Raw genomic sequence first — 13,996 nt, 5'->3', positions numbered from 1 at the left:
CCTCCAACTCTCAAGCCCAATCACAAATGATCACACCACCAAATTTACAAAAAGGAGATACCGTAGCTATTTTGGCAACAGCCCGAAAGAATATAGATGACAACCTGAAACCCGCCATCGATTTGTTACACAGTTGGGGACTGGAAGTTGTTATTGGTAGTACTATTGGCTTAGATAAAGATCAATTAGCCGGTACCGATGAACAGCGCGCCGCCGATTTTCAGCAGCAACTGGACAATCCAAACATCAAAGCCATTTGGTGCGTAAAAGGCGGATACGGAACCGTGCGTATGATCGATTTATTGGATTTTAGCACGTTCAAACAAAATCCGAAATGGATTGTTGGTTTTAGCGATGTGACCGTTTTGCACAATCATTTGAATACAATGGGCTTCAAATCCATTCATGGAATCATGCCAATAAGTGCTCCCAGAGCCACTCCCGAAGCCATAGAAACGATGAGAATTGCTTTGTTTGGCGAAAGATTATCGTATGACATAGACCCTTTCTTAATGAATAGACACGGGAAAGCCAGCGGAGAATTAGTGGGCGGAAATTTATCGATTCTATACAGTCTGTTCGGTTCCCCATCAGCGATTGATTGTACTGATAAAATCTTATTCCTGGAAGATTTAGACGAATATTTGTATCACATTGACCGCATGATGATGAATTTAAAACGAAATGGTTGTCTGGAAAGCATCAAAGGAATTGTGGTGGGTTCCATGACAAAAATGAAAGACAATGATATTCCTTGGGGTAAAAATGCAATCGAAATAATCGATGATGTTACTAAAAAATACAATATTCCTGTACTCTATAATTTTCCGGCTGGTCATATTCAAGACAATAGAGCATTGATTTTAGGAAATAAAGTGCGCATTGACGTGAACGGCACTTGCAGTAAAGTTGTTTTTGAATAAAGGCAATTTGATTAAAGATTGTAGAGTAACGATTTCTGATTGCAGAAGTTTGAAAACGGAGGCGGAATACTGAAAACTTAATTCATGGCGGAACACAACGAACTCGGAAAACTTGGAGAAGAAATGGCAGTAGAATTTCTTCAAAAAAATGGGTACACTATTTTAGAAACCAATTGGACGTTCCAAAAAGCAGAAATAGACATTCTCGCCCAAAAAGAAAATACACTCGCCGTGGTTGAAGTAAAAACCCGTTCCTCTTTGGAATTTGGTTTGCCGCAGGATTTTGTAAAACCCAAAAAAATTCAACTTCTTGTGAAGGCGGTGGATGCATTTGTAAACGAAAGAAATTTAGACATTGAAGTCCGTTTTGACATAATTGCAGTTCATAAAGAAGGCAAATCTTTTGTAGTTGAGCACCTTATAGATGCTTTTTATCATTTTTAATGCATTTTTTAAATGTTATATTTGTAACAAATTGTTTTTTTATTTATATTTGCGCCTTATTTATACATTACTGTGCGTATAATTACAATCAATTAAAAAGCTAAACTATGAAAACTGTTTCTTCCATTGTAGAGAACTATATTAAAACAAAACCATTTTTATTGAATGCATTATCATTAGGCATAATTAATTTGACTTCATTATCCCGAAATATAATGACTGAATTGGAAAGTGAATTTGGTAAGGAAGTAAAACAAGGTGCCGTTGTCATGGCTTTAAAAAGGTTAACCGAAGAACTTGACTTCAGACTGAATCATAAGATTAATAAAGTAATAAAAAACATTGGGGAAATCACCGTTCGTTCCGCTTTGACAGACTACACCTTTGCTGCATCAGAAACCGTTTTAAACAAACAAGCGGACTTAATTACTGATATCAATGCTTTCCCGGATATTTTTTACACTTCATCCAGAGGCGTGAATGAGACTAATATTGTGGTAAGCAACAGCATCAATCACTTGGTTGACAAGCATTTTGCAAATGAAAAATTGATTCAAAAACTGGACAATCTAGCTTCTATTACGGTAAAATTACCTAAAGAAAATATTGTCGTTCCAGGGATTTACTATTTTATTTTCCAGCGTTTAGCTTGGGAAGGAATCATTATCAATGAAGTGATTTCGACTTCTAATGAGTTTACTATTTTAGTGAGTGAAGAACAAGTGGATGTCGCTTTCAAAGTAATAAAGGATCTGAAGAATTAGATTGTCTATATAAAACTTCCAGCCTTTTGAAGGCTGGAAGCTTTGAATTGTGGTTTCTAAATGGCTTACTTCCCCAACAACTCCATCAATTCCAAGGCTCTCCTAGTAGATTTTACATTGTCAAAAGTTAACAGCAATCGCAAGCCGTTTGGCGTTTGTTTTTCTTTCATTTTACAAATAGAACTGTGCGTTTGCACAAATTGTAGCACCTGATGAAAGCGATTCGACTGATAATAATCAGATTGTTGATCCGATACAAAATAACCAATCATCTTGCCTTGTTTCATCACCAATTTCTCGATTCCAATGCGAGTGGCGATCCATTTGATACGAATGCTATTCATTAACGCATTGGCTCGTGGCGGCAAAGGACCAAAACGGTCAATCAATTTATTCTGAAAAATAATAAGTTCTTCTTCGTTTTTTACACCTCCCAATTCATTGTACAAACTCAATCGTTCCGAAACATTATTGATGTATTCGTCCGAAAACAATAACTCAAAGTCCGTATCGATTTGCAGGTCTTTAACGTATTCTTTGGTTTCCAAATTGTTTTCCTCAGGATACAAATCCTTGAATTCGTTTTCTTTCAATTCGTCAATGGCTTCGTTCATGATTTTTTGGTACGTATCAAAACCAATTTCGTTGATGAAACCACTTTGTTCGCCTCCCAATAAATCTCCGGCACCACGAATTTCCAAATCTTTCATCGCAATATTAAAACCACTTCCTAGTTCGCTGAATTGTTCCAAAGCCTGAATTCGTTTTCTGGCATCATCGGTCATTGCTGAATACGGCGGACAAATAAAATAACAGAACGCTTTCTTATTGCTACGCCCTACCCGACCACGCATTTGATGCAAATCAGACAATCCGAAATTATTGGCATTATTGATAAAAATAGTATTCGCATTAGGAACATCTAAACCGCTTTCGATGATGGTGGTTGCTACCAAAACATCAAATTCTCCGTTCATAAAAGCCAACATTAATTCTTCCAGTTTTCTTCCTTCCATTTGGCCGTGACCAATTCCAACTTTGGCATTTGGTACCAAGCGCTGAATCATTCCGGCAACTTCCTTGATGTTTTCTATTCTATTATTGATAAAGAAAACCTGTCCGTTTCGCTGGATTTCATACGAAATCGCATCCCGAATCAACTCTTCACTAAAACCAACTACATTCGTTTCTATAGGATATCTGTTGGGCGGGGGGGTTGTAATTACGGATAAATCACGCGCTGCCATCAATGAAAATTGCAATGTTCTCGGAATTGGCGTTGCTGTCAATGTCAATGTATCGACGTTGGCCGCAATGGTTTTGAGTTTGTCTTTTACGTTGACCCCAAATTTTTGCTCCTCATCTACAATCAACAATCCCAAATCTTTGAAAACTACATTTTTGTTGACTAATTGGTGTGTTCCAATAACAATATCCAGTTTTCCTTCGGCTAATAATTTTAGTGTTTCTGCTTTTTGTTTGGCTGTTCTGAAACGGTTTAAATAGCCAACAGAAACCGGCATATCTTTCAATCGTTCCGTAAAGGTTCTGTAATGTTGGTAGGCCAAAATGGTTGTAGGAACCAAAATCGCCACTTGTTTGCTATTATCGACTGCCTTGAAAGCCGCACGAATGGCGACTTCGGTTTTTCCAAAACCTACATCCCCACAAACCAACCGATCCATCGGGCGGTCGCTTTCCATATCCGCTTTTACTTCTGCAGTTGATTTGGTTTGGTCCGGCGTATCCTCATAAATAAAGGAACTTTCCAGTTCGTTTTGCAAATAACTGTCGGGTGCAAACTGGAATCCTTTTTCCAGTCGTCGCTTGGCATACAACTGAATCAAATTGAATGCAATGTGTTTGACACGTGCCTTGGTTTTTTGTTTTAAAATCTTCCAAGCATTCGAGCCCAATTTGTAAATTTTAGGTGGCGTTCCGTCTTTTCCGTTGTATTTTGAAATTTTGTGTAGCGAATGAATGCTTACATACACAATGTCATTATCGGCATAAACGAGTTTGATGGCTTCTTGTGTTTTGCCTTCGACTTGTATTTTTTGCAAACCTCCAAAACGCCCGATTCCGTGATCGATATGCGTAACATAATCGCCAACAGAAAGTGTCGTCAGTTCTTTTAAAGTGATATTCTGCTTTTTCGAATAGCCGTTTTTGATGCTGAATTTATGATAGCGTTCAAAAATTTGATGGTCGGTGTAACAGGTAATTTGATTTTCATCGTCTACAAATCCTTGGTACAAAGGCAAAACAACAGTATGATATTGTTTTCTGATGTTTTCAGAATTTGCTTCATCCAACGTTTCAAAAATATCATGAAATCGTTTGGCTTGGGCATCATTGGAACAAAATAAATAATTTTTGTACCCGTTAAAATGATTTTCATTCAGATTATTAAGCAACAAATCAAATTGTTTATTGAATGACGGTTGCGGCTGAATGTGAAATTCGAATTTTTTGGTAGTTCTAAAAATCGCTTTCGAACTCAATTCCACAATCGAGAAATCCAATGCTCTTTTTATAAACTCTGTTTGATTCAAGAATAATTGTTCCGGCGTCGAACGTTTTATTTCTTGTGATAGTTTTGCAAAAGCTTCCTCGGCTTTGCCAAATTGTTTGTCTAATTGCGATAAAAAATCTTCGGTATTCTGAATGAAAATAACCGTTTTCTCCGAAATATAATCCAAGAAGCTTTCTCGATTTTCCTGAAAAATTTTGTTCTCCACATTTGGAATTATCGTAATTTTCTTCTGTTGTACAATCGACAATTGCGTCGCTACATCAAAACTACGGATACTCTCCACTTCGTCTCCAAAAAATTCGATTCGATACGGATTATCATTCGAAAACGAAAACACATCAACAATTCCACCCCGAACCGAAAATTCTCCGGGCTCGGTAATAAAATCGACTCTTTTGAACTCATACTCGAACAATACTTCATTGATAAAATCAATAGAAATTTTGTCTCCAACACTTACTTTCAACGTGTTTTTGTCCAATTCTTTTCGGGTTACCACTTTCTCGAATAATGCTTCCGGATACGTGACAATAACCGCTGGTTTTTTGCGCGAATTGATTCGGTTTAACACTTCGGCGCGAAGCAAAACATTCGCATTATCGGTTTCTTCAATTTGGTACGGACGACGGTATGAACCGGGATAAAAGAGCACATCTTGTTCGCCAATCATTTGTTCTAAATCGTTCAAATAATAAGCGGCTTCCTCTTTATTGTTTAAAACAATTAAAAAAGGAAGTTCGGCTTTCTTGAAAATCGATCGGATTACAAACGAAAGTGCGGAACCCAAAAGTCCCGAAAAATGCATTTTGACTTGGTTATCTTCCAATAAACGAGCAACAATTTGCTGGGTTTTTGGCGAATTATCGTAGGTATTGTATAAGGCTGTTTTACTCAACGCGGGGCAGATTTGGGTCGATGACTGGTGTATTAGGAATAGCTCTTGCGGTGTCCATCATTTTTAATAGATCAGATTCTCCTTCTTCAAGCGGAATTTTACTTTTCTCCACAATTTTGTCCATTTGTCTTTGTAGCGAAACCAATTCCAAGTTGATTTCTGACACTAACAACGTCACTTTTTTATCTGGAATATTATCCAAATGAATGAATAAATCCAACAAACGTACTTTAGTGATTAGAGTCGATATCCTACTTTTTATCTGAGGTTTGTTGTATTCATAAGGAATGTTGTCGTTCAAAGCCATGACTTTTTTAGAAAGTGCCCCCGATTTTTTTTGAAAGGCACCAATGGTTTTTTTAGGTTTTTGAGCTAGTTCAGCCAAAAAAACACGCCATTCGTTCCAAGATACGATACTTTTTTCAGAAGCCTCAGTTACAGGCGTATCATAAAAAACCCAGCCTTTCTCTATGTTCGTGAAAATGACTTCTCTTCTTTGCATCTCTTTTTTATTCTCAGCAATGCGTTTTTGATTGTCATTTTTACAGGACAACAAAAGAAAAACCAGAGAAAAGAAGACCGCTATTTTATATTTCATGTGTAGCTATTTATTATTTTTAATGGTCAAATGTAATTCGCATACTGTCTTAATTTTGTATACTAGAACCAGTTATGCTGATTTAAAAATCTCCATTAATTAATGCACAAAGTTACAAAGTAAATTTACAATTACGAATTACAGCATAGGAATAACAATCTAATATTCCTGAAGTATTTTTTATTTAAAAAAAACAGTAACTAAAAATAAATTCTGATTTTTATCGGTAATTTAATATTTTTTATAATCATTTTATCAAAGTTATTTTATTTGCGAAAACATTATCTTTGCTTTTCAAAACAGACAAAAATGAGTACTAAAATATTGATTATTGGAGCTTGCGGACAAATTGGAACGGAGCTTACACAAAAGTTGCGAAAAATATACGGAACAGAAAATGTAATTGCTTCGGATATCCGAAAGTTAAATATTGATGTTGTCAATTCCGGTCCATTTGAAGTGGTAAACGCTTTAGATTTCAATCAAATTGAGCATTTGGTGGAATTGCATCAAATTGACGAAGTATATTTGATGGCCGCATTATTATCGGCAACAGCCGAGAAAAACCCTGCATTTGCTTGGGACTTGAATATGAATTCGTTGTTTCATGTTTTGAATTTGGCGAAAGCCGGAAAAATAAAAAAAATATTCTGGCCTTCGAGTATTGCGGTTTTTGGACCAACAACTCCTAAAGAAAATACGCCTCAATACACGATTATGGAACCTTCGACAGTTTACGGAATCAGTAAACAAGCTGGCGAAAGATGGTGCGAATATTACCATAATATCTTTGGTGTAGACGTAAGAAGCATCCGTTATCCTGGTTTAATCAGTTGGTCATCGCCTCCTGGTGGTGGAACTACGGATTATGCGGTGGATATTTTTCACAAAGCACTTTCAGATAAAACATACGAATGCTTTTTATCTTCAGAAACTAAAATGCCGATGATGTATATGGACGATGCAATTGCTGCGACTATTCAAATTATGCAGGCACCGGTAGAACAAATAAAAATTCATTCTTCGTACAATCTAGCCGCAATGAGCTTTACGCCAACAGAGATTGCTGCCGAGATACAAAAACACATTCCTGATTTTACAATCTCTTACAATCCAGACTTCCGTCAAAAAATAGCCGACAGCTGGCCCGCGAGTATTGATGACGCTGAAGCCAGAAAAGACTGGAACTGGAAACACGAATTTGATTTAGCATCGATGACTACGGATATGCTTAAAAACTTAAAGCAAGAAAAAGCATAACACGCCCATTTATTAAGAGTTCGGGTTTTAAAAAATCAAGGTGAGAATCCTGGTTTTTTAAAACCCGTTTTTTTGGACTTAAGTGAGCTATCTGTAAAATACATAAATGCATCATTACTATTAACAGCCGTTTTTGTTTCAAATAGAGTATAGTTCCTTCCTGAGGAATATTTTCAAAGATATTTTTGCTAAATTTGATAAAAACCTCAGCACCATGAAACTTAAATCAAGTGAACCCTTTTGGTTGGTGAAAAATGGAATTATCAACTCCTATCCTTCATTAAGGGAAAACTTGGACACAGAAATCCTAATCATTGGCGGTGGTATAACAGGCAGTCTTATAGCACATCAATGTATAAAAGACGGCTACAAAACCATACTGATGGATCGCAGAGAAATTGGTCACGGAAGCACATCAGCAACTACCTCAATGTTGCAGTACGAAATTGATATTCCTTTATACCAACTTATAGACTTAATTGGTAAAAAAGCCGCTGTTGAATGTTATTGGGCGTGTTATAAATCGATTGATGATTTAAAGAAAATAGCGCAACTGATAAAATCTGATTGTGGATTCAAGAAAAAAGAATCTCTTTATTTTGCAGCTCTTAAGAAAGATGTCAGTTGGTTAAAAAAAGAATTTGAGGCTAGAAAAAAAATCGGAATACCCGTAAAATGGATGGAAGCCGAAGAAATTTATAAAAAGTACCGCCTTAAAAACTCGTATGGCGGGATCTTGTCTGAACAAGGCGGAAGCATTGATGCATTTAGATTAGCCCATGATATTTTAGCGTACAACTACAAAAAAGGATTGAAAATATTCGATAAGACTGATGTCAAAAAAGTCACGAACAAACAAAATGGCGTAACTGTTGTGACTGAATATGGCACTACTATTACAGCAAAGAAAATAATCTACTGCAACGGTTTCGAAAGTACTGAAATCATTAAAGACAATTTCGTGAAATTACTTTCTACCTATGCAATTGTTGGCGAAAGATCTGAAGACGACCAATCGTATCTCAACGACACTCTGTTTTGGAACACAGCAGCACCATACCTGTATATGCGAACTACGGATGACAACAGATTACTTATTGGCGGAGAAGATGAGGATTTTGTAAATGCTGAAAAAAGGGATGCATTACTAAACGACAAGTCTGGTAGATTGACCAAATATCTGAAGAAAATTTTACCAAATTATGATTTCAGAATGGATTTTGTCTGGGCAGGTACTTTTGGCGAGACTAAAGACGGCTTACCTTACATTGGTAAACATCCTAATTTTCCAAGTGCTTATTTTGTTTTAGGTTTTGGTGGAAACGGCATCACATTTTCGGTCATTGGAATGAAACTCGTTTCTGAAATGTTGAAAAATAAGAAACATACTTTAGCCGAATATTTTAAATTCCGACGGTAATTGTAAAAAAATAAAATTTCCAATACAAACACCAAATTAATTTGAATAAAAAAAGCCCTTTTCAGGGCTTTTCAAAATTACTTTATCTCATACGTATTGTTTTCCTTTTTTAAATCGGCCATTAATCCACTTGGGTCGATGGTGATTTTCTTGATGGAAGCTTTTGATTTAGAAATATCAAATTCAAAGGTTGGATACGCCCAAGCCCAATCATTTAAAACTGTTCTTTTTATTGCTGGTGTTGGGTTTTCTTTTTCAAAACTCATCATGCGCAACGGAATGTAAAAACTTTCTGTTGTTCCATCCGTATACTCCACTGTCAAATCAATTGGCATTGGCATTCTTCCAATTCTTTCTAAAGTAACAGTTGTTTTATCCGTATTTTCTTTTACATCCTTGATACCATAATCAATAGTATTTGTGGTTTGTGTCCAATCCGTCAAATACCAATCTAGATTTGCTCCAGAAATTTTTTCCGCAGATCTTTTGATATCATTTGGCGTAGGATGCTTGAATTTAAAATCGCTGTAATATTTTTTCAAGGTTTTGAATGCATTTTCTTTACCTATTAAGTATATCAATTGTGCCAAGAAAATTTCTCCTTTACTATAGGAAGTAACGCTGTATACTTTATTTTCATCAAAACGATCCGCATGTGTTCCTTGTGGTAATTCTTTTCCTGAATTTACCATTGCATAGTACCCTTTATATGCTGCTGCAAATGGGTTTTCTACTTTTTTATCGTCAATTTCATTCAGTCCAAAATCTTCCAGGAATGAGGTAAATCCTTCGTCCATCCATCCGTGTTTAGATTCATTGGAAGCTAAAATATGTTGGAACCAAGAATGCGCCATTTCATGTGCGGTCACCCCAAGCAATCCGTCAAACGTACCTTGACCCAAAATCAACGTACACATTGCATATTCCATTCCGCCATCGCCACCTTGAATCACAGAATATTGTTTGTATGGATAATCCCCAACCGTTTTGTTGTAAATTTCCATCAACTGAACCGTTTTTGGTTGCAGGTTTTTCCAGTTTTGAATGTATTTTGGATTGTTTTTATACAAGAAATGCAAATCAACGCCATTAGGCCCTTTTACTACATCATGAATGTAATCCTTATCAGCAGCCCAAGTAAAATCATGAACCATTGGCGCATTAAAATGCCACGTCAATGTTTTTGTTTTCTTTGGAACAGACACAACAACACCTTGGTCTTGATAGCCATGACCGATTTCGTTTTTGTTTTGCAAATAACCGGTGCCACCTAAAACGTAATCTTTATCAATAGTAATATTCACGTCAAAATTCCCCCAAACGCCATGAAATTCTCTGGCGATATACGGATCGGCATGCCAACCTTCAAAATCAAATTCAGCAAGTTTTGGATACCATTGTGACATGGATAATGCTACACCTTCGGCATTATTTCTTCCGGAACGACGAATCTGAATTGGAACCTGACCATCAAAATCTAATGTAAATGTAGTTTTAGTATTCGGCAGTATTGGCTTAGCCAAAGTCACTTCAAGAATAGTCCCTATCTCTTTTGCATTAGCAACTGCTCCGTCTTGTTTGAAATTAGAAATTCGCAAATAACCAATTTCATTTGGTTTCAAATTTTTAATTCGGCTTTCTTTTACTTCGGTATCGCCAACTTTTACTTTGGTGACCATTCTTGCGTCTGGATCTTTGATGCTTTGGATTCTGGCATCCATTTCGCTTCCAGGCTGAAAGGCATTATTGAATAGGTGATAATATACTTTTCTCAAAGTATCAGGAGAATTATTGGTGTAAACCAATTCCTGTTTTCCTTTGTATTGGTATGTTTTTACATCCATGGAAACATCCATTTTGTAATCGACATGTTGCTGCCAATACGAGGTGTTCTGAGCCAGCAGACTTCCGAAACTTAAGGAAAAAATAGCAAATAAAAGTAACTTTTTCATATAGGTTAAAATAAAAATGGAAGGGCAAATTGCCCTTCCATGTAATGAATTCTTAAATATTATTTAGACATTTTCTCTGCCATCAGTAAAGCGTTATACGCATTTACTATTTTTCCTGATTGAGACAGAGCAGTAAAAGAACGCGTGTCATTTGCTTTTCCACCTACAATAACATCCGTTGCAATTGCAACTCCTGAATCCATCAAAATATGTTTTACCTGTTTAGCAGATAATTTTGGATAGTACGAACGAATTAATGCAGCAACTCCGGCAGCATTTGGCGCAGCCATTGAAGTTCCTTGTAAGTACTTGTATGTATTATTTGGAGTTGTAGCATAGATTTTTACTCCAGGAGCAAAAACGTCAACATTAATCTTCCCAATATTAGAAAAACGAGCTACAACTTTATTTCCGTACTCAAAATTCAAAGCACCAATTGTGATTAAATTATCAGCAAACTCCGTTACTTTATCTTCAGAATCGTTAGGGAAATTTTCTGCATAATCAATATCTTTTGCATCATTACCCGCTGCGTGAACGATCAATACATCCTTTTTCTCAGCATATTTTATGGCATCATAAACCCATTGTTTATGTGGAGAAAAGCTTTTTCCAAAACTTCCGTTGATTACTTTGGCACCATTATCCACCGCATAACGAATTCCTAATGCAATATCTTTATCGTATTCATCCCCGTCTGGCACCGCACGAACAGTAAGAATTTGAACATTATTAGCAACACCATCACCACCTAATACATTGTTTCTGCTTTGAGCAACAATTCCGGCAACGTGAGTTCCATGAAGAATTTCGTTCTTATCTGGTCCCATTACATTGTTATTTCCGTATTTAGTATCAGTAATATCATTTGGATTATCACCTACCACTTTACGGTAATCCGTTTTCAGATTATCTCCGTTTATAAGCGCAATCTGATCGTCTAATTGTTTTTGAACAGCAACTTTTAAATCCGCTATTGGCAATCCATAAGAAAGCATTTGTTGCATTGCCGCTTTGCTCTTTTGTGTTGCCGGTTCTTGCGAAACGATTGCATTAACTTCTTCAATTGTGTACACTGGTTTGCCAAAATATTTTACTAAAGCAGCATCTCCTTCGTTTAAAGTCCCCAACATTTGCTCTGAACGTGTTTTTCCTGCAGCTGCATCAGCAACTTTTTTGTCATTCAATGCTTTTGCAGCTTGATAGGTTACTTCATCAACTAAGCTTTTGTTTTTAATGATTCTTTCGTATTCTAGATTCTCTTTGGTACTATCTCCAAGAAAATTCCAACCGTGAATATCATCGATATACCCGTTTTTGTCATCGTCTATTCCGTTTCCGGCAATTTCTTTTGTATTGGTCCAAAGCACTGATTTTAAATCCTCGTGTTCGATATCCACACCAGAATCTACAATTCCAACAATAACTGGCACGCCTTTTTTACCTTTCAATAATTCAGCATACGCTTTGTCAACACTCATTCCAGGAATGGTATCGGTTACAATATCTAAATGGCTCCAACGTTTCAAGTCATTTTCAGCAATCGGTGCCTTTTTTGTAATGTTCAAAGGTGCGCTAATAGCAACTAGTCCCGAAGTAGTTGAAACTTGTTTTGAAGCACCACACCCTACTAATGCTAAGATTGCAAAAGCAGAAATGTAAATAGGTTTAATGGTATTCATCTAAAATGTTTTTTGTTAATTTTAAAATATTGGTCTAAAATAATTTTTTTTGTTACAAAAGGAGTTATGATTAACACTATGTTAAGATTTCGTTACAGGTAAATCTTTCTTTTAATCGAACACCCTTCTCGGTTTTTTGTACGGTTATTATTTCATTATGTGCATCGTGTTCCAAGAACAAATAATAATTATTATCAGCTGCCGCATTCATGAATTTTTCTTTTTCTGGCATGGTCAATAACGGCCTGGTATCATAGCCCATCACATAAGGAATAGGAATATGTCCGGCTGTTGCCAATAAATCAGCACAAAAAACGATTGTCTTATCCTTATATTGAATGTGTGGAATCATTTGCTTTTCGGTATGTCCATCAGCAAAGAAGATGCCAAAACCCAGTTCCGATTTTTCTAAAAAATCCCCTTCTGGTCTTTGGATAAAATTCAACTGCCCACTTTCCTGCATCGGCAAAATATTCTCCGATAGAAAGGACGCTTTTTCTCTGGGATTTGGTTTGGTTGCCCATTCCCAATGATTTTCATTACTCCAGAATTTTGCGTTTTTAAACGCTGGTTCGTAACCGGTTTTTTCTGCGTTCCATTGCACGCTTCCGCCACAATGGTCAAAATGCAAATGCGTCATAAAAACATCAGTGACATCATCACGATGAAAACCGTATTTGGCCAACGATTTATCGATCGAATGTGTTCCCCAAAGTGAATAATAACCAAAAAATTTCTCTGATTGTTTGTTTCCCATCCCGGTGTCTATCAAAATCAATTTATTATCATCTTCAATCAATAAACAACGTGCCGCAATATCTATTAAATTAGTTGAATCGGCTGGATTGGTTTTGTTCCAAATGGTTTTTGGCACCACGCCAAACATTGCGCCACCATCCAATTTAAAATTGCCTGTTTCTATAGGATATAATTTCATGTTTTTTTATTTTTTTTGAGAGGAACCAAAGTTAAGGAATTCAAACGCTTTTACCCGTTTCAAATAGGTTTTTTCTATTTTTGCATTGGTTATAAAAATCACATCAATTATGGAAAAAGCTTTTTATACACTATCTTTGTGCTTAATTTAGACAAAATCAATATAAGCTATGATAAAAGTTTCTGACACTGCAAGAAAAAAAATCATCGATTTAATGAAAGATGATGGTTTTGATGCTGCAATCGACTACGTAAGAGTTGGTGTAAAAAGCGGCGGATGTTCTGGATTGTCTTATGATTTAAAATTTGATAAAACAAAAAACGAAGACGATAAAATTTTTGTAGACAACGATATTACTATTGCTGTAGAAAAGAAATCTTTTCTGTACTTAGCCGGAACAATATTAGAATTTTCAGGAGGAATTAATGGCAAAGGGTTTGTTTTCAATAACCCAAATGCCAATAGAACTTGTGGTTGTGGAGAATCATTTTCTCTATAACCAAATTAAAAAAGATTTAAACCATTAAGAAATTAAGGTAATTAAACCTTAATAAACCTTAATTTCTTAATGGTTTTAAAAAATAA

11 protein-coding genes are annotated in these 13,996 nt (G+C 36.0%); 6 read left to right on the top strand and 5 right to left on the bottom strand.

From position 1 onward, the window contains the following. Window positions 1–26: 26 nt before the first annotated feature. From E0I61_RS02635 to E0I61_RS02625, 3 genes are all read left to right on the top strand, one after another. Window positions 27–923 carry a S66 peptidase family protein gene (locus E0I61_RS02635; RefSeq protein WP_165930174.1) on the top strand — a complete coding sequence of 299 codons (897 nt, stop codon included), beginning with the start codon at window positions 27–29 and terminating at the stop codon, window positions 921–923. A gap of 84 nt (window positions 924–1,007) precedes the next feature. After that, window positions 1,008–1,367 carry a YraN family protein gene (locus tag E0I61_RS02630; protein WP_131990648.1) on the top strand — a complete coding sequence of 120 codons (360 nt, stop codon included), beginning with the start codon at window positions 1,008–1,010 and terminating at the stop codon, window positions 1,365–1,367. 107 nt (window positions 1,368–1,474) lie between these two features. After that, window positions 1,475–2,131 (top strand): aspartate kinase, encoded by a 657-nt coding sequence (locus E0I61_RS02625; protein ID WP_131914702.1) that lies wholly within the window; start codon window positions 1,475–1,477, stop codon window positions 2,129–2,131. A 65-nt stretch (window positions 2,132–2,196) separates the two neighbouring features. On the opposite strand, the gene mfd is transcribed toward E0I61_RS02625, so the two are convergent. Together mfd and E0I61_RS02615 are read right to left on the bottom strand one after the other, a co-directional pair. Then, window positions 2,197–5,562 (bottom strand): transcription-repair coupling factor, encoded by a 3,366-nt coding sequence (mfd, locus tag E0I61_RS02620; RefSeq protein WP_132069225.1) that lies wholly within the window; start codon window positions 5,560–5,562, stop codon window positions 2,197–2,199. Then, window positions 5,555–6,160 (bottom strand): hypothetical protein, encoded by a 606-nt coding sequence (locus tag E0I61_RS02615; protein ID WP_132069223.1) that lies wholly within the window; start codon window positions 6,158–6,160, stop codon window positions 5,555–5,557. The genes mfd and E0I61_RS02615 overlap by 8 nt, the downstream gene beginning before the upstream one ends. A gap of 309 nt (window positions 6,161–6,469) precedes the next feature. On the opposite strand from E0I61_RS02615, the gene E0I61_RS02610 reads away from it, so the two are divergent. Together E0I61_RS02610 and E0I61_RS02605 are read left to right on the top strand one after the other, a co-directional pair. After that, the gene (locus E0I61_RS02610) at window positions 6,470–7,420 is read left to right on the top strand and encodes an L-threonine 3-dehydrogenase (RefSeq protein ID WP_132069221.1); all 951 of its coding nucleotides are present in this window, start codon (window positions 6,470–6,472) and stop codon (window positions 7,418–7,420) included. A gap of 214 nt (window positions 7,421–7,634) precedes the next feature. Continuing rightward, a complete protein-coding gene (locus E0I61_RS02605; protein ID WP_132069219.1) occupies window positions 7,635–8,840 on the top strand; it encodes an NAD(P)/FAD-dependent oxidoreductase in 1,206 nt (401 codons plus the stop codon). Between the two features lie 77 nt (window positions 8,841–8,917). On the opposite strand, the gene E0I61_RS02600 is transcribed toward E0I61_RS02605, so the two are convergent. The 3 genes from E0I61_RS02600 to E0I61_RS02590 all read right to left on the bottom strand — a co-directional run bounded on the left by E0I61_RS02600 (window position 8,918) and on the right by E0I61_RS02590 (window position 13,411). Beyond that, complete coding sequence (locus E0I61_RS02600; protein WP_132069217.1) at window positions 8,918–10,792, bottom strand: M1 family metallopeptidase; 1,875 nt, start codon at window positions 10,790–10,792, stop codon at window positions 8,918–8,920. Between the two features lie 59 nt (window positions 10,793–10,851). Continuing rightward, entirely contained in the window at window positions 10,852–12,474 is a 1,623-nt protein-coding gene (locus E0I61_RS02595; protein ID WP_131990660.1) for a S8 family peptidase, read from the bottom strand. Window positions 12,475–12,550: 76 nt separating this feature from the next. Beyond that, a complete protein-coding gene (locus E0I61_RS02590; protein WP_132069215.1) occupies window positions 12,551–13,411 on the bottom strand; it encodes an MBL fold metallo-hydrolase in 861 nt (286 codons plus the stop codon). A 169-nt stretch (window positions 13,412–13,580) separates the two neighbouring features. Here E0I61_RS02590 and E0I61_RS02585 point away from each other — a divergent pair, with 169 nt between their 5' ends. After that, window positions 13,581–13,910 carry a HesB/IscA family protein gene (locus E0I61_RS02585; RefSeq protein ID WP_114753489.1) on the top strand — a complete coding sequence of 110 codons (330 nt, stop codon included), beginning with the start codon at window positions 13,581–13,583 and terminating at the stop codon, window positions 13,908–13,910. Window positions 13,911–13,996 lie beyond the last annotated feature (86 nt).

The sequence above is a fragment of the Flavobacterium ranwuense genome (assembly GCF_004349315.1).
Taxonomy (GTDB): Bacteria; Bacteroidota; Bacteroidia; order Flavobacteriales; family Flavobacteriaceae; genus Flavobacterium; species Flavobacterium ranwuense.
The sequence above is the reverse complement of the archived record's forward strand: the minus strand, read 5'-3'. Positions and strand labels throughout refer to the sequence as shown.